19 protein-coding genes and 1 pseudogene are annotated in these 24,083 nt (G+C 73.3%); 15 read left to right on the top strand and 5 right to left on the bottom strand.

Going from position 1 to position 24,083, the window contains the following annotated elements; all coding sequences use genetic code 11:
* The first annotated feature begins 105 nt into the window (after positions 1-105).
* The 5 genes from MTF65_RS19515 (at position 106) to sucD (ending at position 7,515) form a co-directional block, all read left to right on the top strand.
* Positions 106-1,212, top strand: coding sequence for an AAA family ATPase (locus MTF65_RS19515; protein ID WP_243629999.1), 1,107 nt, complete (start codon positions 106-108; stop codon positions 1,210-1,212).
* On the top strand, positions 1,209-3,533 hold the full coding sequence (locus tag MTF65_RS19520; protein WP_243630000.1) for a DUF5682 family protein: 2,325 nt from the start codon (positions 1,209-1,211) through the stop codon (positions 3,531-3,533). Before MTF65_RS19515 ends, MTF65_RS19520 begins: the two co-directional genes overlap by 4 nt.
* A gap of 457 nt (positions 3,534-3,990) precedes the next feature.
* The gene (locus MTF65_RS19525; RefSeq protein WP_243630040.1) at positions 3,991-5,121 is read left to right on the top strand and encodes a VWA domain-containing protein; all 1,131 of its coding nucleotides are present in this window, start codon (positions 3,991-3,993) and stop codon (positions 5,119-5,121) included.
* A gap of 303 nt (positions 5,122-5,424) precedes the next feature.
* Positions 5,425-6,603 (top strand): ADP-forming succinate--CoA ligase subunit beta, encoded by a 1,179-nt coding sequence (gene sucC / locus MTF65_RS19530; protein WP_243630001.1) that lies wholly within the window; start codon positions 5,425-5,427, stop codon positions 6,601-6,603.
* A gap of 21 nt (positions 6,604-6,624) precedes the next feature.
* Positions 6,625-7,515, top strand: coding sequence for a succinate--CoA ligase subunit alpha (gene sucD, locus MTF65_RS19535; protein WP_243630002.1), 891 nt, complete (start codon positions 6,625-6,627; stop codon positions 7,513-7,515).
* 82 nt (positions 7,516-7,597) lie between these two features.
* On the opposite strand, the gene MTF65_RS19540 is transcribed toward sucD, so the two are convergent.
* A complete protein-coding gene (locus MTF65_RS19540; RefSeq protein ID WP_243630042.1) occupies positions 7,598-8,428 on the bottom strand; it encodes an RNA polymerase subunit sigma-24 in 831 nt (276 codons plus the stop codon).
* 1,260 nt (positions 8,429-9,688) lie between these two features.
* Positions 9,689-9,862 (bottom strand): annotated as a pseudogene (locus MTF65_RS19550) (helix-turn-helix domain-containing protein); the annotation flags it as partial.
* Between the two features lie 122 nt (positions 9,863-9,984).
* Between MTF65_RS19550 and MTF65_RS19555 the strand changes: the two are divergent.
* Positions 9,985-11,628: a DUF6350 family protein gene (locus tag MTF65_RS19555; protein WP_243630003.1), complete on the top strand. Its 1,644-nt coding sequence runs from the start codon at positions 9,985-9,987 to the stop codon at positions 11,626-11,628.
* A gap of 289 nt (positions 11,629-11,917) precedes the next feature.
* On the opposite strand, the gene MTF65_RS19560 is transcribed toward MTF65_RS19555, so the two are convergent.
* On the bottom strand, positions 11,918-12,511 hold the full coding sequence (locus tag MTF65_RS19560; protein ID WP_243630004.1) for a hypothetical protein: 594 nt from the start codon (positions 12,509-12,511) through the stop codon (positions 11,918-11,920).
* A 275-nt stretch (positions 12,512-12,786) separates the two neighbouring features.
* On the opposite strand from MTF65_RS19560, the gene purN reads away from it, so the two are divergent.
* Both purN and purH read left to right on the top strand, forming a co-directional pair.
* Positions 12,787-13,410 carry a phosphoribosylglycinamide formyltransferase gene (gene purN, locus MTF65_RS19565; protein ID WP_243630005.1) on the top strand — a complete coding sequence of 208 codons (624 nt, stop codon included), beginning with the start codon at positions 12,787-12,789 and terminating at the stop codon, positions 13,408-13,410.
* Entirely contained in the window at positions 13,407-14,999 is a 1,593-nt protein-coding gene (gene purH, locus MTF65_RS19570; protein ID WP_243630007.1) for a bifunctional phosphoribosylaminoimidazolecarboxamide formyltransferase/IMP cyclohydrolase, read from the top strand. Before purN ends, purH begins: the two co-directional genes overlap by 4 nt.
* Before the next feature lie 91 nt (positions 15,000-15,090).
* On the opposite strand, the gene MTF65_RS19575 is transcribed toward purH, so the two are convergent.
* Positions 15,091-15,741: a hypothetical protein gene (locus tag MTF65_RS19575; RefSeq protein ID WP_243630008.1), complete on the bottom strand. Its 651-nt coding sequence runs from the start codon at positions 15,739-15,741 to the stop codon at positions 15,091-15,093.
* 245 nt (positions 15,742-15,986) lie between these two features.
* Between MTF65_RS19575 and MTF65_RS19580 the strand changes: the two genes are divergently transcribed.
* The 6 genes from MTF65_RS19580 (at position 15,987) to MTF65_RS19605 (ending at position 21,811) form a co-directional block, all read left to right on the top strand.
* Entirely contained in the window at positions 15,987-16,850 is an 864-nt protein-coding gene (locus MTF65_RS19580) for a bifunctional methylenetetrahydrofolate dehydrogenase/methenyltetrahydrofolate cyclohydrolase (RefSeq protein WP_243630011.1), read from the top strand.
* On the top strand, positions 16,840-17,382 hold the full coding sequence (locus MTF65_RS19585; protein ID WP_243630012.1) for a DUF3017 domain-containing protein: 543 nt from the start codon (positions 16,840-16,842) through the stop codon (positions 17,380-17,382). Before MTF65_RS19580 ends, MTF65_RS19585 begins: the two co-directional genes overlap by 11 nt.
* Before the next feature lie 231 nt (positions 17,383-17,613).
* Positions 17,614-18,603 (top strand): malate dehydrogenase, encoded by a 990-nt coding sequence (locus MTF65_RS19590; protein WP_243630014.1) that lies wholly within the window; start codon positions 17,614-17,616, stop codon positions 18,601-18,603.
* A gap of 135 nt (positions 18,604-18,738) precedes the next feature.
* A complete protein-coding gene (locus tag MTF65_RS19595) occupies positions 18,739-20,439 on the top strand; it encodes a hypothetical protein (protein ID WP_243630016.1) in 1,701 nt (566 codons plus the stop codon).
* Between the two features lie 22 nt (positions 20,440-20,461).
* The gene (locus MTF65_RS19600) at positions 20,462-20,806 is read left to right on the top strand and encodes an FUSC family protein (RefSeq protein ID WP_243630018.1); all 345 of its coding nucleotides are present in this window, start codon (positions 20,462-20,464) and stop codon (positions 20,804-20,806) included.
* 3 nt (positions 20,807-20,809) lie between these two features.
* Positions 20,810-21,811 (top strand): hypothetical protein, encoded by a 1,002-nt coding sequence (locus MTF65_RS19605; protein WP_243630019.1) that lies wholly within the window; start codon positions 20,810-20,812, stop codon positions 21,809-21,811.
* A gap of 51 nt (positions 21,812-21,862) precedes the next feature.
* On the opposite strand, the gene MTF65_RS19610 is transcribed toward MTF65_RS19605, so the two are convergent.
* The gene (locus MTF65_RS19610) at positions 21,863-22,366 is read right to left on the bottom strand and encodes a carboxymuconolactone decarboxylase family protein (RefSeq protein ID WP_243630020.1); all 504 of its coding nucleotides are present in this window, start codon (positions 22,364-22,366) and stop codon (positions 21,863-21,865) included.
* Between the two features lie 46 nt (positions 22,367-22,412).
* Here MTF65_RS19610 and MTF65_RS19615 point away from each other — a divergent pair, with 46 nt between their 5' ends.
* Positions 22,413-23,831 carry a PLP-dependent aminotransferase family protein gene (locus MTF65_RS19615; RefSeq protein ID WP_243630021.1) on the top strand — a complete coding sequence of 473 codons (1,419 nt, stop codon included), beginning with the start codon at positions 22,413-22,415 and terminating at the stop codon, positions 23,829-23,831.
* The last annotated feature ends 252 nt before the right edge of the window (positions 23,832-24,083 follow it).

A 24,083-nucleotide genomic window follows, 5' to 3' on the forward strand; every position in this document is an offset into this window, starting at 1 on the left:
ATCGCCCTGACCTGCAACAACGCCTCGAACAAGGCCGGTTGTCAGTGGCGTGGTGCACCGTTGTCACAGCAGTCGGAAGCGGCTGCCGAGCACTGGAGGGGGACCATGACCATGCCCGAGGACAACAACGGCGCCGAGGCGCTCCGACCGCACGCCGAAGACGCCTTCGCACACGAACTGAAAGCCCTGGCGGCCGCCGACGACCGGCCCCGCCCGACCCGCTGGAAGCTCTCCCCGTGGGCCATCGCGACGTACCTCCTCGGCGGCGCGCTCGACGACGGAACCGTCATCACACCCAAGTACGTCGGCCCGCGCCGCATCGTCGAGGTTGCCGTCACCACGCTGGCCACCGACCGCGCCCTGCTCCTGCTCGGCGTCCCCGGCACCGCCAAGACCTGGGTGTCCGAACACCTCGCCGCCGCCGTCAGCGGGGACTCCACCCTCCTGGTCCAAGGCACCGCCGGCACCCCCGAGGAAGCCATCCGCTACGGCTGGAACTACGCCCGGCTGCTCGCCCACGGCCCCAGCCGCGAAGCCCTCGTACCCAGCCCCGTCATGCGCGCCATGGCCGAGGGCATGACCGCCCGCGTCGAGGAGCTCACCCGCATCCCCGCCGACGTCCAGGACACCCTCATCACCGTCCTGTCCGAGAAGACGCTCCCCATACCGGAACTCGGCCAGGAGGTGCAGGCCGTGCGCGGCTTCAACCTCATCGCCACCGCCAACGACCGCGACCGCGGGGTCAACGAGCTCTCCAGCGCGCTGCGCCGCCGCTTCAACACCGTCGTACTGCCACTGCCCGCCACCGCCGACGCCGAGGTCGACATCGTCGCCCGCCGCGTCGACCAGATGGGCCGCGCGCTCGACCTGCCGGCCGCACCCGAGGGCCTGGAGGAGATCCGCCGCGTCGTCACCGTCTTCCGCGAGCTGCGCGACGGGGTCACCGGCGACGGCCGCACCAAGGTGAAGTCGCCCAGCGGCACGCTGTCCACCGCCGAGGCCATCTCGGTCGTCACCAACGGCCTCGCCCTGGCCGCCCACTTCGGGGACGGCGTCCTGCGCCCCTCCGACGTGGCCGCCGGGATCCTCGGTGCCGTCGTCCGCGACCCGGCCGCCGACAAGGTCGTCTGGCAGGAGTACCTGGAGGCCGTGGTCCGCGAGCGCGACGGCTGGAAGGACTTCTACCGCGCCTGCCGGGAGGTGACGGCATGAGCGCGGCCGCGCGCGGGCCGCTGCTGCTGGGCGTACGGCACCACGGGCCCGGCTCGGCCCGCGCGGTGCGGGCCGCCCTGGACGCGGCCCGGCCCGCGGCCGTCCTGATCGAGGGGCCGCCCGAGGGGGACGCGCTGATCGCGCTGGCCGCCGATCCCGGGATGCGGCCGCCCGTGGCGCTGCTCGCGCACGCCGCGGACGACCCGGGCCGCGCCGCCTTCTGGCCGCTGGCCGACTTCTCCCCGGAGTGGGTGGCGATCCGCTGGGCCCAGGAGGCCGGCGTACCGGCGAGGTTCATCGACCTCCCGGCCGCCCACTCCCTGGCCGGAGTCGGGGCCGGGGAGCCCGACCCGGATGCGGACGGGGACGTGGAGGGGGACGCGCCCGATTCGGTACGGCTGGATCCGCTCTCCGTGCTGGCCGAAACCGCCGGGTACGACGATCCCGAGCGCTGGTGGGAGGACGTCGTCGAACACCGGGGCACCGGTGGGGAACGGGGACACCGCCCGGCCTCCGGGGGGCCGCTCGCCGCGTTCGAGGCGCTCGGCGAGGCCATGGGCGCCCTGCGCGAGGAGTACGGGGACGGCGGGCACGCCCGCGACCTGGTCCGCGAGGCGTACATGCGGCAGCGGATGCGGGCCGCCCGGCGGGAGTTCGGAGAGGACTACGCCGTGGTGTGCGGGGCCTGGCACGTCCCGGCGCTGCGGGCCAGGACCACGGCCGCCGCGGACAAGGCGCTGCTCACCGGACTCCCCAAGGTCAAGGTGGAGACCACCTGGGTGCCCTGGACCCACCGCCGGCTCGCCCGCGCCGGCGGGTACGGGGCGGGCATCACCTCCCCCGGGTGGTACGCGCACCTCTTCGCGGCCCGCGACCGGCCGGTCGAGCGCTGGCTGACCAAGGTTGCCGGGCTGCTCCGGGACGAGGACCGGCAGGTCTCCTCGGCCCACGTCATCGAGGCCGTCCGGCTGGCCGACACCCTGGCCGCGATGCGGGGGCGGCCGCTACCGGGGCTCACCGAGACCCTGGAGGCCGTCCGGGCGGTGATGTGCGACGGCTCGGACGTACCGCTGGCGCTGATCGAGGACCGGCTCGTCGTCGGGGACGTGCTCGGCGAGGTCCCCGACGCGGCACCCGTCGTACCGCTCCAGCGGGACCTCACCCGGCAGCAGCGCTCGCTGCGGCTCAAGGCGGAGGCCCAGGACCGCGAGCTGGAGCTCGATCTGCGCAAGGACACCGACGCGGCCAAGTGCCTGCTGCTGCACCGGCTGCGGCTGCTCGGGATCGAGTGGGGCACGCCCACCGCCTCCCGGGGGAGCACGGGCACCTTCCGGGAGACCTGGCGGCTGCGCTGGGAGCCGGAGCTGTCGGTGCGGGTCGCCGAGGCCGGCATATGGGGCACCACCGTCCTGGCGGCGGCCACGGCCAAGGCCGAGGCGGACGCGGCGGCCGCGGTGGAGCTCGGGGAGGTCACGGCGCTGGCCGAGCGGTGCCTGCTGGCGGGGCTGTCGGAGGCACTGCCGGCGGTGCTGCGGGCGCTCGCCGACCGGGCCGCCCTGGACACCGATGTGGCGCGGCTGGCCAAGGCGCTGCCCGCGCTGGCCCGCTCGCTGCGGTACGGGGACGTACGGGGGACCGACGCGTCGGCGCTGGGCACGGTCGCGGCCGGGCTCGCCGAGCGGATCTGTGTGGCGCTGCCGCCCGCCTGCGCCGCCGGGCTGGACGCGGACGGGGCGGCGGAGCTGCGCGGCCATGTCGACGGGGTGCACGGGGCGATCGGGCTGCTGACGGCGGCCGACGAAGCCGACGGCCTGCGCGAGCGCTGGTCGGCGGTGCTGCGGACGCTGGCCGGGCGGGACGCCGTGCCCGGGCTGATCCGCGGCCGCGCGGCCCGGCTGCTGCTCGACGAGGGACGGCTCCCGGCGGAGGAGACGGCTCGGCTGATGGGGCTCGCCCTGTCGCCCGCGTCCGCCCCGGCCGACGCGGCGGGCTGGATCGAGGGCTTCGCCGGCGGCGGCTCGGGCGGCGGCACGCTGCTGGTCCACGACGACCGGCTGCTGGGGCTGATCGACACGTGGCTGGTGTCCGTGCCGGAGGGCGCGTTCATCGACGTACTGCCCTTGCTGCGGCGGACGTTCGGCGCGTACGAGCCGGGCGTCAAGCGGACCCTCGGTGAGCTGGTCCGCCGCGGCCCGGGCGGCGGCCCCTCGGCGGCCGGCTCCGGCTCGGCCCCGGCGGGCTTCGCCCCGGACCTGGACCCGGTCCGCGCGGACGCGGTGGTGGACCTGGTCCAGCTCCTCCTCGCCGCCCCGGCGGCCTGACCCCGGCGGGCGGGCACCGGCCGCCGGACGCCTCAGCGGTCTCGGGGAAGGGGGGCACGCCTCCATGCCGCCCGGCACGGCACCTCGCCGCACTGCCGCATCGCCCGAGTACGGCAGGTACGCCGAGGCACCGCACCGGACGACGCGGAAACGCACGCACCCCACTACCCCGAGACCGCTGAGGCGGAACTCGGGCGGGGGTCAGCGGCAGCCGGGGCAGGGGCCGGGGGCGGAGCCCTGGGGTTTCGGGTCCGGGGCAGGCCGCGGCCGGGATCGGGGTACCGGGTCCGGTCGGAGACGAGAGCACACCGGCGGCAAGGGCCGCCGGGCTACAACGAGAGCAGGGGACGGACGAATGGCGAGTACGCGAAACCAGGTGGCGCCGGGTGCGGGGGTCTCCGCCGAAGCCGCCGGAGCCGCCGGAGCCGCCGGAGGCGAGCGGCTGCGGCGGTGGCGGATGGTGCTCGGCGGGGGAGAGGCCGACGGCACCGGGTGCGTGCTGGGCGGCCGGGACGCGGCGATGGACGGCGCCCTCGGGGCCCTCTACGGCGGCAACGGCGCCACCGGGTCCCGCAAGGCGTCGGGGGAGCGGTCGGCCGGGCTCGGCGGCTCCGCGCCCAACGTTGCGCGCTGGCTCGGGGACATCCGTACGTACTTCCCCAGCTCCGTCGTCCAGGTCATGCAGCGGGACGCCATCGAGCGGCTCGGCCTCTCCGCGCTGCTGCTGGAGCCGGAGATGCTGGAGGCCGTCGAACCGGATGTGCACCTCGTCGGCACGCTGCTCTCCCTGAACAAGGCCATGCCGGAGACGACCAGGGAGACGGCCCGCGCCGTGGTCCGCAAGGTCGTCGAACAGTTGGAGAAGCGCCTCGCGACCCGCACCCGGGCCACCCTCACCGGGGCCCTCGACCGTTCCGCCCGGATCAGCCGCCCCCGCCACCGGGACATCGACTGGGACCGCACGATCCGCGCCAACCTCAAGAACTACCTGCCCGAGTACGGCACCGTCGTCCCCGAGCGGCTGATCGGATACGGCCGGGCGGCCCAGTCGGTGAAGAAGGAGGTGATCCTCTGCATCGACCAGTCCGGCTCGATGGCGGCGTCCGTCGTCTACGCCTCCGTCTTCGGGGCGGTGCTGGCCTCGATGCGGTCGATCGCGACCCGGCTGGTCGTCTTCGATACCGCCGTCGTGGACCTGACCGACCAGCTCGACGACCCCGTGGACGTCCTCTTCGGCACCCAGCTCGGCGGCGGCACCGACATCAACCGGGCCCTCGCCTACTGCCAGTCCAAGATCACCCGCCCTGCCGACACCGTCGTCGTCCTGATCAGCGACCTCTACGAAGGCGGCATACGCGACGAGATGCTCAAGCGGGTCGCCGCGATGAAGGCGGCGGGAGTCGAGTTCGTGACCCTGCTCGCGCTGTCCGACGAGGGCGCGCCGGCCTACGACCGGGAACACGCGGCCGCCCTCGCCGCGCTGGGCGCCCCGGCCTTCGCCTGCACGCCCGACCTGTTCCCGGACGTCATGGCCGCGGCCCTGGAGAAACGCCCACTGCCCGAGCCCCGGCCCGAGCTCCGGCCCTAGCTCCGGCCCGTCCGCTGACGTCCCCCGAGTCCGCGGTCACCGATGCCGTAAATCGGCAGATCGCACGAAGACGCAGCTCAACCGTGAGGGGATCTGTGACAGGTATCACCGCTCAGGTGTGATCTGCGATTTAGGGACCCACGTCCCACGGGGATAACCTGCGAGACGGACATGCCGCGTCCACGGTCACCGTGTGCGCCTTCCTTGTGACAGAGCCGTCACGTTGCCCTCCGCGGCACGCCCACGCAGATAGCAGACAACCGCGAATCACTGCGAATCTTTGAAGACAAGGGACGGACGCGCGTGGACCTGTTCGAGTACCAGGCGAGGGACCTCTTCGCCAAGCACGGTGTACCGGTGCTGGCCGGTGAAGTCATCGACACGCCTGAGGCAGCCCGCGAGGCCACCGAGCGCATGGGTGGCAAGTCGGTCGTCAAGGCGCAGGTGAAGGTCGGCGGCCGCGGCAAGGCCGGCGGCGTCAAGCTCGCCGCCACCCCGGACGAGGCCGTCGCCCGTGCGACGGACATCCTGGGCATGGACATCAAGGGCCACACGGTCCACAAGGTGATGATCGCCGAGACGGCTCCCGAGATCCTTGAGGAGTACTACGTCTCGTACCTGCTCGACCGGACCAACCGCACCTTCCTGGCCATGGCCTCGGTCGCGGGCGGCATGGACATCGAGCAGGTCGCCGAGGAGACCCCGGAGAAGCTCGCCAAGGTCCCGGTGAACGCCAACGAGGGCGTGACCATCGAGAAGGCCCGCGAGATCGTCGCCCTGGCGCAGTTCCCGGCCGAGGTCGCCGAGAAGGTCGCCGAGGTCCTCGTGACCCTGTGGGCGACCTTCATCGCCGAGGACGCGCTCCTCGTCGAGGTCAACCCGCTCGCGAAGGTCGCCAACGGTGACGTCATCGCGCTCGACGGCAAGGTCTCGCTCGACGAGAACGCCGAGTTCCGCCAGCCGGGCCACGAGGAGTTCGTGGACCACGCGGCCGCGAACCCGCTGGAGGCCGCCGCCAAGGCGAAGAACCTCAACTACGTCAAGCTGGACGGCGAGGTCGGCATCATCGGCAACGGCGCGGGTCTCGTCATGAGCACCCTCGACGTCGTCGCCTACGCCGGCGAGAACCACGGCGGCGTCAAGCCCGCCAACTTCCTGGACATCGGCGGTGGCGCCTCCGCCGCCGTCATGGCCAACGGTCTCGAGATCATCCTCGGCGACCCGGACGTCAAGTCCGTCTTCGTCAACGTCTTCGGTGGCATCACCGCGTGCGACGAGGTCGCCAACGGCATCGTCCAGGCGCTGGCCCTGCTGGAGGAGAAGGGCGAGGCGGTCACCAAGCCGCTCGTCGTCCGTCTCGACGGCAACAACGCCGAGCTGGGTCGCAAGATCCTCTCGGACGCCAACCACCCGCTGGTGCAGCGCGTGGACACCATGGACGGCGCGGCCGACAAGGCCGCCGAGCTCGCGGCTGCGAAGTAAGGGCAGAGGTCACAGACTCACATGGCTATCTTCCTCAACAAGGACAGCAAGGTCATCGTCCAGGGCATGACCGGTGCCACGGGCATGAAGCACACGAAGCTGATGCTGGCTGACGGCAGCAACATCGTCGGCGGCGTGAACCCGCGCAAGGCGGGCACCACCGTCGACTTCGACGGCACCGAGGTCCCGGTCTTCGGGTCCGTCGCCGAGGCGATGGAGAAGACGGGCGCCAACGTCTCCGTCCTCTTCGTCCCGCCGGCCTTCGCCAAGGCCGCCGTCGTCGAGGCGATCGACGCCGAGATCCCGCTGGCCGTCGTCATCACCGAGGGCATCGCGGTGCACGACTCCGCCGCCTTCTGGGCGTACGCGACCGCCAAGGGCAACAAGACCCGGATCATCGGCCCGAACTGCCCGGGTCTGATCACCCCCGGCCAGTCCAACGCCGGCATCATCCCGGGCGACATCACCAAGCCCGGCAAGATCGGTCTCGTGTCCAAGTCCGGCACGCTGACCTACCAGATGATGTACGAGCTGCGCGACATCGGCTTCACCTCCGCCGTCGGCATCGGTGGCGACCCGGTCATCGGCACCACGCACATCGACGCTCTGGAGGCCTTCGAGGCCGACCCGGAGACCGAGCTGATCGTCATGATCGGCGAGATCGGCGGCGACGCCGAGGAGCGTGCGGCGGACTTCATCGCGAAGAACGTCACCAAGCCGGTCGTCGGCTACGTCGCGGGCTTCACCGCCCCCGAGGGCAAGACCATGGGCCACGCCGGCGCCATCGTCTCCGGCTCTTCTGGCACCGCACAGGCCAAGAAGGAGGCCCTGGAGGCCGCCGGCGTCAAGGTCGGCAAGACGCCGACCGAGACGGCGAAGCTCGCGCGCGAGATCCTGAACGCCGCGCGGTAGCAGCCCCTGGCTGTATGTGTGTGCGTACGTGTGTACGGGCGTGGCCCGCACCCTTCGAGGGTGCGGGCCACGCCCGTTCGCGCTACTCCCCCTTGGGGGCGAGGCGGGCCGGCCCGGCCGCCGGGTCATTGCGCAGCTTGTGGTGGAGCGCGCTGCTCCGCTCGGTCTGCTGCTGGGGGCCGCTGAGCGGGGGCACCCCGGAGACGCTCGTACCCGGGGCGAGCGGGGGCACGTACTCCGTCGGCGCGGTCGAGACCGTGTAGGCGGTCGCCACCGCGATCACGGCGGTCAGGCCGAATACGGCGCGGCTCCGGCGCCGGGTGCGCTGCTCGCCGGCGCCGCGTACGGCGGGCGCCGGGCGCGGGTCCAGGGGTACGGCGGGCCGGAGCGCGCCGAGCCGGTGGTGCAGTAGCGCGGACAGCTTCTCGGGTGGTGCGCCGGCCAGTTCGGGAACCCGGGCGGCGAGCATGGCGTGCGCGCGGAGGAGGCGGTTGCCGGCGGTGGGGGTGGTGGCCTCCGTCTCGGCGGCGGTGTCGGGGAGGTCGAGCCCGATGCCGTCGTAGAGCAGCACGGTGCGGCGGTGGACCGGCGGCAGCGCGAGCATCGCGTCCATCAGGGTCCGGTCGGCGGGGTGGGCCGGGGCCTTGTCGGCGTGCCGGTGCGCGCGGCGGAACCGGTGCCAGGGGGAGAGGGCGTACTCGTACGCGGCCGCGCGTACCCAGCCGACGGGGTCGGGGTCGGCGACGACCTCGGGCCAGCGGCCCCACGCCTGGTGGAATGCCCGCTCGACGGCCTCCAGGGAGAGGGTGCGGCGGCCGGTCAGGAGGTACACCTGCCGGGTCAGCGCGGGGGCGGCGTGGGCGTAGAGCACGTCGAACTCGGGAGTGGGTGCCGGTGCCCCCGGCGGTCTCAACGGGAACGGAACCTCGGCCCCTGGAGCCCCTGGAGCCCCTGGGACCCCTGGACCCGCCAGAGCCCCTGGAGCCCCAGGAGACCCTGGACCCCCCGGAGCCCCCGGAGCCCCCGGAGCCCCCGGAGCCCCCGGAGCCTCCGGGGAGGCGGAGTGCTCGGGGAAGCCGCCCGGTACGCCCGAAGCGTCGGGGGCGGCCGGGGCGGCCGGGGACCTGGGGGAGTCCGAGGTGTCGGGGGTTTCGTGGGACCTGTGGGACCCGTGGGGTTCGGGGTAGGCCCGGGCGCTCGGAGCGCTGCGCGCTCCCGGGGCTCCCGGGGCTCCCGGGGCTCCCGGGGCTCCCAGTGCTCCCAGTGCTCCCGGGGTGGCCGGGGTGGCCGGGGTGGCCGGGGACCTGGGGGGACTGAGGGAGTCCGGGGACCCGGGGGAAGTGAGGGGGGCCGGGTTGCCAGGGGCTTCATGGAACGCATGGGACCCGTGGAACCCGGTGGACCCGTTGGGGTCGGGGTAGGACCGGGTGCTCGGGGCGCGGGGGACTCCCGGGGTGGCCGGAGACCCAGGGAAGTCAGAGAAGCCGGGGGCTTCGTGGGGTCCATGGGGTTCGGAATCGGCCGGGATGCTGGGAGTGCCGTGGGACCCGTGAGGTTCGGGGAGCATCGTCGCGCTCGGAGCGTCGGGGGCTCCCGCGCTGTTCGGAGACCGGGGGGAACTGGGGAAGCCCGGGGTGTCGGGGGCTTTGTGTGACCCGTGGGGTTCGGCAAAGGCTGGCGTGCTCTGAGCGTTGAGAGCTCCCGGGGTGGCCGGAGCCCCGGGGAATCCAGGGACGTGGAGGGCTTCCTGGGACCTGTGCGATCCGGGGAAGCCCGGGCAGCCCGGAGTGCCCGGGGCATTGTGGGATCCCTGGGCGATTTTAGACCCAGAGGTGCTCGCAGCATCCGGGGAGCCGGGGAGGCCAGGGGTACCCGCAGCATCCCGGGTGCCGGGGGTGCCGGGGGTGCCGGGGGTGCCGGGGGTGCCGGGGGAGCTGGGGAGGTCAGGGGTGCCGGGGAGGTCAGGGGTGGCCGCAGTGTCTTGGGAGCTCTGGGAGCTCTGGGAGCTCTGGGAGCTCTGGGTGGGCGGGGGGCCTGGGGGTTGGGTGGCTGTCGGGTCGGGGTGGGTTCGGGGTGTCGCGGGGAGGGGCGGGCGCCGGGGAGTTGTGGGGCCGTGGGTGGTCAGGCCGGCGAGGAATGCGGCGTAGGAGTCGCGTTTGCGGCCGCGGGGTTCGGTGCGGCCCGCCTCCCAGGAACGGATGGTGGTCACGGTGACCCCGACCTTCGCCGCGACCTCGTAATGCGTCAGGTCCGCCGCCTCGCGCAGACGTTGGCGCTCCTCGGGCGAGGGGAGGACGGGCTCAGGATCCGGGCCCTCGCCGGAGGTCGTACCGACGTTGTGTGTCATGCCACGCTCCCCGCGACGACCCGGCGACCCTGGGCGAAAAAATACATAAACGTATCTTGGGCGACACAACGGACATTCGCCTGTTACACGCCCAAAGCGCGTGTCGTTGGCACCATGGCGGGGTGACCCAAGTAATCGAACGAGGGACTCTGTTGTCGGCGCCGCCGCAGGCCCGCGGCCGCCGCCGCTCGCCGGCGGCCGCCGCGTGTGTGCTGGGCGGCGCCATGGCCGCCGGACTGGGGCTCGGCTTCCTCGCCGTGCTCGTGATCGTGCTGTGGATCAGCTCCCCCTACCCCGACAGCGGCCCCGGCGGCGCGCTGCACCTCGCCGCCGGGCTGTGGCTGCTCGCCCACGGCACGGACCTCATCCGCTACGACACCCTCTCCGGCGTCCCAGCGCCCGTCGGGGTGACACCGCTGCTGCTGGTCGCGCTGCCCGTCCTGCTGATGCGGCGCGCCGCCCGGCTCGGCAGTGCCTCGGGAGACGGGAGCGACGGGGACGAGGTCCTGCCGGCCGGCGCCGTCTTCTCGGCGGTGACCTGCGGCTACCTGGCCGTCGGATCCCTGGCCACGGTGTACGCGGCCGGTGGTCCGATGCCCGCCGATCCGCTGAGCGCGGCCTGGCACGTCCCGCTGGTGGCGGTACTCGCCGCGGCGGGCGGGGTGTGGGTGGCCAAGGGGCGTCCGCTCGGGCCGCTGCCCGCGTGGGTGCCGGTGGGCGTACGACGGGCCGTCGCGCGCCCCCGTTACGCGCTGGCGCTGCGTTCCGGTGCGGCCGGGGCGCTGCTGCTTCTGGGCGGGGGCATCCTGCTGGTCGGCGTGTCGCTGGCGTGGCACGGCGCGGAGGCCCAGGGGTCGTTCCTGACGCTGACGGAGGTGTGGTCGGGGAGGTTCGCGGTGCTGCTGCTCGCGGTGGCGCTGATCCCGAACGCGATGGTGTGGGGCGCGGCGTACGCCCTCGGGCCCGGCTTCGCCCTGGGCACCGGCGCGACGGCGACTCCGCTCGGCTTCCAGGACTCGGCGGCGCTGCCGTTGCCGCGCTTCCCGCTGCTGGCGGCGTTGCCGCCGGAGGGGGCGGGGTCGCCGCTGACCTGGGCGGTGGCGGTGATTCCGGTGGCGGCCGGGCTGGGGGTGGGGTGGTTCGCGGTACGCCGGGCGCGTGAGGTTTCGTACGGGGAGACCGCGCTGACGGCGGGTCTGGGCGCGGTGGTGTGCGGGCTGTTGATGGCCGGGCTCGCGGGGGCGTCGGCCGGGCCGTTGGGGTCGCGGGAGCTGTCGAGCTTCGGGCCGGTGTGGTGGCAGGTGGGGGGTGCGGCGGGGGTGTGGACGCTGGGGCTGGCGGTGCCGGTGGCTGTCGCCGTGCACGGGTGGCGGAATCGGCCGGCGGGGGTGGGGGCGGGTGCGGGCGGCGATGCGGCTGATTCGGGTGATCCGGTTGATGACTGGCACGCCTCGGGCGTACGGGAGCTGCGGTGGGAGGCGCTTCGCCGTACGGCGGGGGCGTTGGTTCCGGAGATGGCGTCGACGCCGGTGACGCCGGTTGCGCCGGTTGCGCTGGTGACTCCGGTGACTCCGGTGGATCCGGGGACTCCGGTGCGGCCGCATCCGAGGCCGGATCCCGTCCCGATTCCGGAGCCGGAGCCGGAGCCGGACCCGGTTCCGACGCCGATCCCGGATCCGATCCCGAGGGACGCCGTCGGCCCGCCGGTACCGGTACCTCCGGTGTTGGGAGCCCGTGTCCTCTCGCGCCGGCGGCCGTCACCCTGACGGGACCGGTGCGGCGCCGTTGCCGGGGGCCAGCCCCCGGACCCCCGCGCCTCAAACGCCGGCGGGGCTGGATGGGGGGCGGCCCCCGGGCCCCCGCGCCTCAAACGCCGGCGGGGCTGGATGGGGGGCGGCCCCCGGGCCCCCGCGCGCTCAATCGCCGGCGAGGCTGGATGGGGGCTGGCCCCCGGGCCCCCGCGCGCTCAATCGCCGGCGGGGCTGGATGGGGGCCGGCCCTCGGGCCCCGCGCCTCAAACGCCGGCGGGGCTGGGGTGGAGTCGGCGGGGTGGGGTTATTTCTGGACCTTGAGGATGTCGCCCACGAAGTTGTCCGGGAGGAGGGTGTTGCACTGGACTTCCGCCGTCCTGGTGAGGGCGTCGTCGCGGCAGACGTAGAAGTCCTTGTACGCCAGTTGCAGGCCGTACGAGGTCGCCGCCAGGAGGATCGCCAGGGCCGCCGTCGCCAGGCCGCTGATCGCCGCCGTGCGCTGCGGGCGGGCCGCCGGGCCCAGGGCCGCCAGGCCGGAGGGGGGCGGCGGGGTGCCGTCCGTCGGGGCCGGGGCGGGCGGCTGGCCGCGCAGGGCGGTGACGCCCCAGTACACCGCGAGCGCACCCAGCAGGAGCCCCATCGACGGGATCCCGAAGATCCCGAAGAAGAAGCCCCACATGCCCGCCAGCAGCGCATACCGCGCCCGTCGCTGGATCGGGTCCGTCGGATCCCAGCGGGCCGGGCCGCCCGCGCCGGGCTCCCCGCCCAGGCGGTCGCGGTCGCGGTCGCCGTCTCCGCCGCCACCGCGCGGCTCCCACGGCTGGTCGGGCCGGCCCTCCGGGGGAGCCGCGAAGGGGTTGTCGTCGGTCGAGGAGTCGGGCTGACGGCGGTCCGGCATCGAGTGCGTTACTTCCCCTGTGTCGTGGACGGTCGTAGACATGGCGTGCGGCGGCGCGAGGCATCGCGCCGCGCCGTTTGCGGCTTGTACGCCAGACGCTACTCCTCGGCCGTCCACCCGTCCCTCGGGGGCCTCCGGAGAGCCGGTATCGTTGCAGGCGGTCGATGGCTTCGTATGGTCCCCCGTATATCGGTGCCCTGGAGTTTCGTACGATCACACAGGATCATGCAAGATCACGCAAGACGAACGACGCGAACCCCGAGAAAGGGCCTCCCATGGCCGTCACCCGCCTGGTCGTGCTGGTCTCCGGGTCCGGCACCAACCTCCAGGCCCTGCTCGATGCCATCGACAGCCACCCCGGCGGCCCCGAGGGCTTCGGCGCCGAAGTCGTCGCCGTCGGTGCCGACCGCGAGAACATCGTCGGGCTGGAGCGCGCCGAGAAGGCCGGGATCCCCACTTTCGTGTGCCCCGTGAAGCGGTACGCGACCCGTGAGGAGTGGGACGCCGCCCTGACCGAGGCCACCGCCGCCCACGAACCGGACCTGGTGATCTCCGCCGGGTTCATGAAGATCGTGGGCAAGGCGTTCATCGACCGCTTCGGCGGCCGGTTCATCAACACCCACCCCGCCCTCCTCCCCGCCTTCCCCGGGGCGCACGGCGTACGGGACGCGCTCGCCTACGGCGCGAAGGTGACCGGCTGCACGGTCCACTTCGTGGACAGCGGCGTGGACACCGGTCCGATCATCGCCCAGGGTGTCGTCGAGATCCGGGACGGGGAAGAGGAAGCCGCTCTCCATGAGCGCATCAAAGAAGTCGAGCGCACGCTGCTCGTCGACGTCGTGGGGCGCCTGGCCCGGCACGGCTACCGCATTGAGGGACGAAAGGTAACAATCCAGTGACCGCCGTAGAGAGCGTAGAGAGCAACGACCCGACCACGACCCAGCGGCCGATTCGGCGTGCGCTCGTCAGCGTCTACGACAAGACGGGACTGGAAGAGCTGGCCCGCGGCCTGCACGAGGCGGGCGTCGCGCTCGTCTCCACCGGCTCCACCGCCTCCAAGATCGCCGCGGCCGGCGTGCCCGTCACCAAGGTGGAGGAGCTGACCGGCTTCCCCGAGTGCCTGGACGGCCGCGTCAAGACCCTGCACCCGCGCGTGCACGCCGGCATCCTCGCCGACCTGCGCCTGGAGGACCACCGGCGCCAGCTCGCCGAGCTGGGCGTCGAGCCCTTCGACCTGGTGATCGTCAACCTCTACCCGTTCCGCGCGACCGTCGCCTCCGGCGCCACCTCGGACGAGTGCGTCGAGCAGATCGACATCGGCGGTCCGTCGATGGTCCGCGCCGCCGCCAAGAACCACCCCTCCGTCGCGGTCGTCACCAGCCCCGACCGCTACGCCGACGTGCTCGCCGCGGCCCAGGGCGGCGGCTTCGACCTCGCCGCCCGCAAGCGGCTCGCGGCCGAGGCCTTCCAACACACCGCCGCGTACGACGTCGCCGTGGCCTCCTGGTTCACCGACACGTACGCCCCGGAGCCGGAGGCCGTGCTGCCCGAGTTCCTGGCCGGCGCCTGGGAGCGCAAGTCCACCCTCCGCTACGGCGAGAACCCGCACCAGGCCGCCGCGCTCTACACCGACGGGCAGCCGGGCGGGCTCGCCAACGCCGAGCAGCTGCACGGCAAGGAGATGTCCTTCAACAACTACGTGGACACCGAGGCCGCGCGCCGCGCCGCCTACGACCACGAAGAGCCCTGCGTCGCGATCATCAAGCACGCCAACCCGTGCGGGATCGCCATCGGTGACGACGTCGCCGAGGCGCACCGCAAGGCGCACGCCTGCGACCCGCTGTCGGCCTTCGGCGGCGTCATCGCCGTCAACCGCCCGGTGACCGTCGAGCTCGCCGAGCAGGTCGCGGAGATCTTCACCGAGGTCATCGCCGCCCCCGGCTACGAGGCCGGCGCGGTCGAGATCCTGGCCAAGAAGAAGAACATCCGCGTCCTGAAGGTGGACGGGCACCCGCACCAGCCGGGCGACCTCAAGCCGGTCTCGGGTGGCGTGCTGCTTCAGCAGTCGGACGTCTTCCAGGCGGAGGGCGACGACCCGGCCAACTGGACCCTGGCCACTGGCGACGCGCTCTCCCCGGAGCAGCTCGCCGAGCTCGCGTTCGCGTGGAAGGCCTGCCGGGCCGTGAAGTCCAACGCGATCCTGCTCGCCAAGGGCGGTGCCTCGGTGGGTGTCGGCATGGGCCAGGTCAACCGCGTCGACTCGGCGAAGCTCGCCGTCGAGCGGGCGGGCGCCGAGCGCGCGCAGGGCTCGTACGCCGCGTCCGACGCGTTCTTCCCCTTCCCGGACGGGCTGGAGATCCTGACCGCCGCCGGTATCAAGGCCGTGGTCCAGCCGGGTGGCTCCGTCCGTGACGAGCAGGTCGTCGAGGCCGCGAAGGCGGCGGGCGTGACCATGTACTTCACCGGGACCCGGCACTTCTTCCACTGAGCCCCGGCAGTCCGGCGACAAACGGCGAAGGCCGCGTTCCGCAGCAGTGCGGGACGCGGCCTTCGCCGTATGTGCCTATGTGCCTACGAGGTCAGTAGCGCGGGCGCTTGAACCAGGCGGTCGCGGCGCCGGTCACCATCGAGCCGAAGATGATGCCGCTGACGGTGAGGCCGATGGCGCACGGGACGATGCCGACGACCATGGCCGGCCCCGACGCCTCGTGGGCCGCCGAGGAGGCGGAGAACACGGTGACCAGGTTGCCGAGGCTGCCCAGGATCCCGAGGGCGCCGTAGATGATCGTGAAGACGCGCACCGGGGTGGCGCCCTTGCCCAGCCGGGCGGCCAGGAGGATGGCCACGAGAGCGACGACGGCGAGGAAGACGCCCGCGACCATGACGCCGGCGCTCATCACCGTCGTGACGCGGCTGTTGTCCAGGGAGCTGCCGAGCGCGGCACCGAAGACGATGAACAGCGCGGCGCCGATCAGCTGGAACCCGCCGATGATGAACAACAGGACGCGCGCGGTCTTCATCAGACCCGGCATCCGCATCGGTACGCCCAGGTAACCGCCGACACCGGGGCCGCCGGGGTACCCCGGGTAGGCCTGCGGCATCTGCTGCTGCGGGTAGGCGTAGCCACCCTGCGGCGGGATGCCCTGCGGGGCCTGCGGGGCCTGCGGCGGGTAGCCGTAGCCGGGCTGGCCCTGCTGCTGCCCGTACGGGTTCGGTTGGCCGAAGCTCATCTGGGGTGTTCCTCCGAGGAAGTGCGGGGACGCACGGCACGGCACGGAGGTGACACTGCGGCCTGGCGGTCCGCCCCCCGGCACCGCCCGCGGCACTCTTGATCCGCCATAGTGATCGGCGCGCGCGGCGCTTGTCCAGCTGATCCGCACACGGACGGTCACGTGTTGTACAAGCGCAATGATCATCGAGCCCCGCGAGGTGACGCGACTGGAACCGGGGCCGCCCCATCCGGGAGGATGGGAGCATGACCGCCCAGATTCTCGATGGCAAGGCCACGGCAGCCGCGATCAAGTCCGAACTGACCGCCCGCGTGGCGGCGCTCAAGGCCCGGGGTGTCACCCCCGGCCTCGGCACCCTGCTGGTCGGTGACGATCCGGGCAGTCGCTGGTACGTCAACGGCAAACACAAGGACTGCGCCGAGGTCGGGATCGCCTCCATCCAGCGCGAACTGCCCGCCACCGCCTCTCAGGAGGACATCGAGGCGGTCGTACGGGAGCTCAACGCGAACCCGGACTGCACCGGCTACATCGTCCAACTCCCGCTCCCCAAGGGCGTCGACACCAACCGGGTGCTGGAGCTGATGGCCCCTGAGAAGGACGCCGACGGCCTGCACCCCATGTCGCTCGGGCGGCTGGTGCTGAACGAGCCGGGTCCGCTGCCCTGCACCCCGTTCGGGATCGTGCAGCTGCTCCGCCACCACGGGGTCGAGATCAACGGCGCGCACGTCGTCGTCCTCGGCCGCGGCATCACCGTGGGCCGCTCCATCGGGCTCCTGCTGACCCGCAAGTCCGAGAACGCCACCGTCACGCTCTGCCACACCGGTACGCGCGACCTCTCCGGGCTGCTGCGCCAGGCGGACATCATCGTCGCCGCGGCCGGTGTCCCGCACCTGGTCAAGCCGGAGGACGTGAAGCCCGGCGCGGCCGTGCTCGACGTGGGCGTCAGCCGCGACGAGAACGGGAAGATCGTCGGCGACGTCCACCCGGGTGTCGCCGAGGTGGCCGCCTGGATCTCCCCGAACCCGGGCGGTGTCGGCCCGATGACCCGGGCGCAGCTGCTGGTCAACGTCGTCGAGGCGGCCGAACGGGCGACGACCAGTGGAAGCTGAACGCGACGGCGCCGAGGAGATGGCGCAGCAGACGGCGAAGCCGGTGAACGCGGCGGCGAACGCGGTGAAGGCAGCGGCGCCGGAATCCCCGGCGCGGTCCGCGGCCGAGGCGGCGCCGGATCCGGCGGCCCCCGGCCCCGAACCCCGTACGTCCCGGCGCTTCCCCTCCGTCACCCGGGACACCGCCCGGCCCGAGGGCGGCGGCCGCGCCGCCCCCCGCGACGCGCCCGCGCCGGCCCGTCAGTGGCCGATGCTCAGCGTGCTCGCGGCGACCGCCGCCGGGCTGCTGTTCACGGCGATGGGCCACCCCCGGGCCGGCTGCCTCGTGATCGGCGTCGCGCTGATCGCGGCGGCCGTGCTGCGCCGCGTCCTGCCCTCGGTGGGCATGCTCGCGGTGCGCTCCCGCTTCACGGACATGGCCACGTACGGGCTGCTGGGCGTGGCGATCACGCTGCTCGCGCTGGTCATGGAGCCCAGGCCGTGGCTGGAGATCCCGTTCCTGGAGACGGCGGTCAGGTTCACCGTCCGCTGAGCGCATGAGCTGACCGCATGAGCTGACCGCATGAGGGGTCTACACCCCTCGCCGCCTTCGAACTCCCGGCCGACATGTGCCACGCGCCACAAGGACCCGGGGGTTGGCCCGGTCCGGGGTCGGATAGCCTGACCGCGGATGTCTCTTCACGTCAAGACTTAATGGGAAGCGGCGTCCTCCAGCACATGGGGCAGGGACCGCCCCACCACCAGCTGTCTAACGGAGAAGGCCATGACCCGCACTCCCGTGAATGTCACCGTCACCGGCGCCGCCGGCCAGATCGGCTACGCGCTGCTCTTCCGCATCGCGTCCGGTCACCTGCTCGGCGCGGACGTGCCGGTCAAGCTCCGTCTTCTGGAGATCCCCCAGGGCATGAAGGCCGCTGAGGGCACCGCCATGGAGCTCGACGACTGCGCCTTCCCGCTGCTCAAGGGCATCGACATCTTCGACGACCCGAACCAGGGCTTCGCCGGCGCCAACGTCGCGCTGCTCGTGGGCGCCCGCCCGCGAACCAAGGGCATGGAGCGCGGTGACCTGCTCCAGGCCAACGGCGGCATCTTCAAGCCGCAGGGCAAGGCGATCAACGACCACGCCGCGGACGACATCAAGGTCCTGGTCGTGGGCAACCCGGCCAACACCAACGCGCTCATCGCGCAGGCCGCCGCCCCGGACGTACCGGCCGAGCGCTTCACCGCGATGACCCGCCTGGACCACAACCGCGCGATCTCGCAGCTCGCCAAGAAGACCGGCGCCGACGTCACCGACATCAAGCGCCTCACCATCTGGGGCAACCACTCGGCGACCCAGTACCCGGACGTCTTCCACGCGGAGATCGCCGGCAAGAACGCCGCCGAGGTCGTGAACGACGAGCTGTGGCTCGCCGACACCTTCATCCCGACCGTCGCCAAGCGCGGCGCCGCGATCATCGAGGCCCGTGGCGCGTCCTCGGCCGCCTCGGCCGCCAACGCCGCCATCGACCACGTGCACACCTGGGTCAACGGCACCGCCGCGGGCGACTGGACCTCGATGGGCATCCCGTCGGACGGCTCCTACGGCGTCCCGCAGGGCATCATCTCCTCCTTCCCCGTCACCACCAAGGACGGCAAGTACGAGATCGTCCAGGGCCTGGACATCAACGAGTTCTCCCGTACGCGCATCGACGCCTCCGTGGCGGAGCTCGTCGAGGAGCGCGACGCGGTCCGCGCGCTCGGCCTGATCTGATCAGATCTCATCTGATCGGAGCAGATTCGATTCGATCCGTAGTACGAACACCCTTGCGCCCCGGTCAAACACGACCGGGGCGCTTTGGCGTGAAATGACCTGTCGCTGGATGTAAGCGGTACATAAGGTCAGCCGGTGACCGACATCCCGATTCCCCACCAGCCCACCGCCGGCGGTGGGGGCGACCCCCGCGCCGGCCGCCCCCCGGTGCACCCTTCCGTCAGCGAGGCGGGCCGCTTCCTGTGTGCGGGCACCTACCTCGACGCCGGGTACCGCGATCGGGTGATCGACGAGCTGTACGTGCACGAGGAGCGCGTGGTCGCGCCCTCCTACGGCTTCGACGCCGCGCGCGTCCTCGCCCACGCGCTCCGCGCCCGCCGCACCGAACTCGGCTGGGCGGCCGGGGTGCTCGGGGCCTGGTTCGTAGGGAGCCTGCTCACCAGCGGCGCCCTGGCGGGCCTGCTGGTCCCGTTCCTCCTCCTCAGCCTCGCCGACTGGCTCCGGGCGCGGGACCTCGGGCTGCTGCGCTTCCTGGGCTTGGTGGTACGGATCTACGCCTGGTGGATGCTCGCGCTGCTGGTCGTGGTGGTGGTCGGCTTCGGACTGGCCCTCGGCGGCAGCTTCGGCGACCTGCCCGCCTTCGGCGCGGGCCTCGCCCTCGGCTCCTCCACCGGCGGCGCGGCGGAAGCGGCGGTCCTGTGGGGGACGTTCGCCGCCCTGGTGACAGTCGTCGGGCTGCAGCGCGGCCATGTCGCGCGCGTCATCGCCCAGGACCTCTCCCCGCACCGGTACGCCGACCCGGCCGCCGACCCCGCCGAGACGGCGCAGGGGGTGCGGTTCGCGCGGATCCGGCAGCGGATCCGCAACGAGCAGCACGCGCCGCTGATCATGTACAACATCAACGACCCGTTCAGCGGGGCGGGGGAGCCGTACCGGCCCTGGCACCTGTCGGTCGAGCTGCGTCCGCGCGAGGACCTCGGTTCCGACCGCAAGCCCACGCCCGTCACCAACGCCCACATCGTGGAGCGGATCGTGCCGCTGCTCCAGGCCCTGCGGGTGCCCTCCCCGCACGGCTCCCCGCAGGCCGAGGCGGCCGTACTGGACCGGCTGCGCGAACTCGTCATCGACGAGTGCGTGTTCCTTCCGGCCGGCGGCCTTCCGCACCGGGACGCCGCCCACCTCGTGCAGCAGCAGTTCGCCGAGCAGCGGGCCGAAGCCATCGAGGAGGGCGGCGAGCGCCGTCGGCACTTCCTGCGCATCCGGGTCGGCGGCTGGGACGAGAACCTCGTCGTTACCGTCTTCGTACGGGTCCACACACAGGGCCGGATGATGATGCTGGAGGTGGCGCCGCACGTGCTGCTGCCCGTCCACACCCTCTTCCACAACGCGGACGCCACCGCCCAGCGCTACCTCAACAACAATTGGTTCGGGAAGGCCGTCTGGGCCTTGCGGCACACGCCGGGATCGTTCGCGACGTCCGTCGCCACCCTGGCCCGCGGCCTTGCCAGCTGGTGGCGGATCGTCACCGGCGGCCACGGCGGCGCCCGCCCGGAAGGGCCCGGCCTGTCGGTGCGCGAGCTCGCCTCGCAGGACGCCGGCTCGCTGTTCCACCTCATGGACCTCGACCGGTACCTGAAGACGATCCAGGACCGGGTCGTCGGCGGGGTCACGGCGGCTCTGCACGAAGCCGGGTGGTACACCGAGGAGTTCGCGCGGCGCGCCGTCCACGTCGCAGAGGGTGGAGTATTCATCCAGTCGGTGCACGACAGCGCATTCAGCGTCGGCGGCACCGGCCATCACAACAGGACACACAGGGGGAGTGGCAGTGGCAGGTAGTGAGAGCGGTCAGGAGCCCTCGGTGCAGCTTGGCGACATTCACGGGAGCGCCTTCAGCATCGGCGGCACCAACCACACCAACACCGTCCACCACGGCGGTACGGGGGCACCCGCGCCCGGCGTCCAGGAACTGCTGGAGGCGGTGCTCGACCTGCGCGCGGCCCTCGTCCGGCTGCCCCGCGGCACCGACCGGTCCGCGCTCGACGCCGCGTTGGACGGGGTCGCGGAGGACCTGGAGGGCGCGGAGGCGATCAGACCCGGTCTGGTCAACCGGCTGCGCACCGCCCTGGAGCGGTGGGCCCCGCTGGTGGAGTCGGTGAGCGCGGCCACCGCCCTGGCCGGGCTGCTCGCCTCGCTGGGGGGCTGACCCGTGTCACCGGCACCTTCCGGCGAACCCCGCTGGGACGCGCAGGCGCAGCGCTGGGTGGTGGACCAGACCCCGGCGGGGCCGCCGCCGGCTCCGCCGAGTGCGCCGCCGGTGTACGACCCGCTCGGGTCGGGCTCGGGGTCGCCTGCTCCGCCTCCGCCTCCGCCGCCTCCGCCGCCTCCGTACGAGGCGCCGACCGCGCCGGTGCCGCCGTACGCCGCGCAGCAGCCGCCCTACGTCACGAACCCCGCGCACCTGCCGCCCGTACCACCGGGCTCCGCACCCGCCGGCGGGTCGCGCGGCCGGTGGCTGACTCCGGCGACGGCGGGCATCGCGGTTGCCTCCGTCGCGATCGGCGCCGGGGCGGTGTGGTTCCTGGCCCGCGACACGGGCGACGCGGACCGGGCGGGGGAGAAGAACGGGACGGTGGCCTCGGGGGCGCCGTCTTCGTCCGCCGGGGAGCCCTCCGGGACGGAGTCGCCCACCGCCGCCGGCTCCCCGTCGCCCGGCGTCAGCCCGAGTCAGATTCCGAGCCCGACCGGCACCGGGGCCGGGGAGGGGACGGGGGCGGGGGTCCACGAGACCAAGCAGGACCCGGCGGGCTTCACCATCGCCGTCCCGGCGGGCTGGGCCCGGGAGGAGGGCGGGGCCGGGGTCTTCTACCGCTCGGCCGACCGGACCGCGCTGATCCAGATCTTCCGCGTGTCGGAGCCGGAGCTCAGCCCGCTCGACGCCGTCAAGGGCGCCTCCAGCGACCTGCGGGCCCGGACCTCGGGCTACGAGGAGATCCGCGTCGGCACGGTCTCCGGCGGCGACGGGGCGGCGGAACTCGTCTACGAGTACGACAGCGCCGAGTCGCACGGCCGTCGGCGCGGTGTCGAACGGGTCTCCTTCGCGGCGGACGGCACCAAGTGGGCGGTGCTGGCCGCCGGCCCGGCCGCCGAGTGGCAGGTCACGCAGGACCACCACGCGGCGGCGCTGGAGGCGTTCCGGCCGGTCGGCTGACCCCGCCGGTCGGCTGACCCGGCTGGTCGGCTGGCCCGGCTGGGTCAGGGGTCAGTACTTGAACATGCCCGGGGTGTAGTGCCCGGGGACCGATCGGGTGGTGACGGCGAACCGGTTCCACGCGTTGATCGCCGTGATGAGGGCGATCAGCTGGGCCAGTTCGGCCTCCTCGAAGTGCTTGGCGGCCTTCTCGTAGACCTCGTCGGGTACGAAACCCTCCGTCAGGAGGGTGATGGCCTCGGTGAATTCGAGGGCCGCCAGCTCCTTCTCGGTGTAGAAGTGCCGGGACTCCTCCCAGGCGCCGAGCTGCACGATCCGCTCGACGCTCTCGCCCGCGGCGATGGCGTCCTTGGTGTGCATGTCCAGGCAGAAGGCGCAGTGGTTGACCTGCGAGGCGCGGATCTTGACCAGTTCCGCCAGGGTCGGGTCGAGGCCCTTCCGCGCCGCGATCTCCAGCGCCACCATCGCCTTGTAGACCGCGGGGGCGAGCTGGTGCCAGTGCATCCGGGCGGGTCGTTCGGGGGCGTACGCGGGTACTTCGTTCGTCGTCGTCATGTACTCAACGGTACGGAGGAAAAGACCGGCGATATGGTCCATATCCATGACGGAATCCTGGGCCACTTTCGGCGCTGACCTGCATCTCGATCTTTCCGCGGGGCGCGGCCTGCGGGCCGGGCTCGTGGAGGCGCTGCGCGAGGCCGCGCGCAGCGGGCGGCTGGCGGCGGGTACCCGGCTGCCGTCCTCGCGGTCGCTCGCGGGGGATCTCGGGATCGCGCGGAACACGGTCGCGGAGGCGTACGCCGAGCTCGTCGCCGAGGGCTGGCTGACGGCCCGCCAGGGCTCGGGAACCCGGGTCGCCGAACGGGCCCGGCCGCGGAAGGCGGCCGCCGCCGGGCCGGTACGCCGTCCGGCGCGGCGGGGTCCCTCGTACAGCCTGGTGCCCGGCACCCCGGACCTGAGCGGCTTCCCGCGCGCGGCCTGGCTGGCGGCGGCGCGGCGGGCGCTGACGGACGCGCCGAACGACGCCTTCGGGTACGGGGCGGACGGGCGCGGGCGGGTGGAGCTGCGGGAGGCGCTCGCCGAGTACCTGGCGCGGGTGCGCGGGGTGTACGCGGATCCGGAGCGGATCGTTCTGTGCGCGGGGTTCGTTCACGGGCTGAGGCTGATGGCGGGGGTGCTGCGGGCGCGGCGGGTGCGGGAGGTGGCGGTCGAGGGGTACGGGCTGGACGTGCACCGGAAGGTGCTGGCGGGGGCGGGGCTGCGGACGCGGCCGTTGGGTGTGGACGGGGCGGGGGCGCGGACGGAGTCGCTGCCGGGCCTTGGCTCTGGCTCTGGCTCTGCCGGGGCGGTGCTGCTCACGCCTGCGCACCAGTTCCCGACGGGCGCCGCGCTGACGCCCGCGCGGCGGGCGGCGGCGGTGGACTGGGCCCGGAGCACGGGCGGGCTGATCCTGGAGGACGACTACGACGGGGAGTTCCGCTACGACCGGCAGCAGGTCGGGGCGTTGCAGGGGCTGGACCCGGACCGGGTGGTGTACCTGGGCACGGCCAGCAAGGCGTTGGCGCCGGGGTTGCGGATGGGGTGGATGGTGGTTCCGCCGGGGCTGCTGGACGAGGTGCTGGAGCAGAAGGGCCGGGCCGACTGGACCTCCAGCGCGGTGGACCAGCTGACGCTGGCCGAGTTCATCAGGTCGGGGGCGTACGACCGGCATGTGCGGGGGATGCGGCAGCGGTACTTCCGGCGGCGCGAGGAGCTGGTGGCGGCGGTGGGGGACCGGGTGGTGGTGTCGGGGATCGCGGCGGGGCTGCACGCGGTGCTGGAGCTGCCGGCCGGGACGGAGCAGGCGCTGGTCCAGGCGGCGGCCTGGCACGACCTGGCCCTGATGGGCCTGACCTGGTACCGCCACCCGGAATCGGACATGCCGGTCCGGGACGCGCTGGTGGTGGGGTACGGGACCCCGGCGGAGAGCGCGTGGGGGCTGACGCTGGGGGCACTGGTATCAACCTTGCCGATGCCCTAGCCGGGCGGTGGGGGTGGGGCGGGGCGGCTGCCCCTGCCCTGCCCTGGCCGGGCGGTGCGGGTGGGCGGGGCCCCTGCCCCTCCCCTGGCCGGGGCGGTGGGGGTGGGGCCGTTGCCCATGGCGGGCGGGGTAATACCTGTGCTCCGGGCGGGGGTGGGCCGGGGACGGGGACGGGGTGGGGGGTTGTGCGGGCGGGGAAGATTTTTTTGGGCCGGGGGGGGGGCATGAGCGGGGGGGGGGCGGGGGGGGCAC

This window comes from Streptomyces sp. APSN-46.1 (genome assembly GCF_022815725.1).
In the GTDB taxonomy this organism is placed as follows: Bacteria; Actinomycetota; Actinomycetes; order Streptomycetales; family Streptomycetaceae; genus Streptomyces.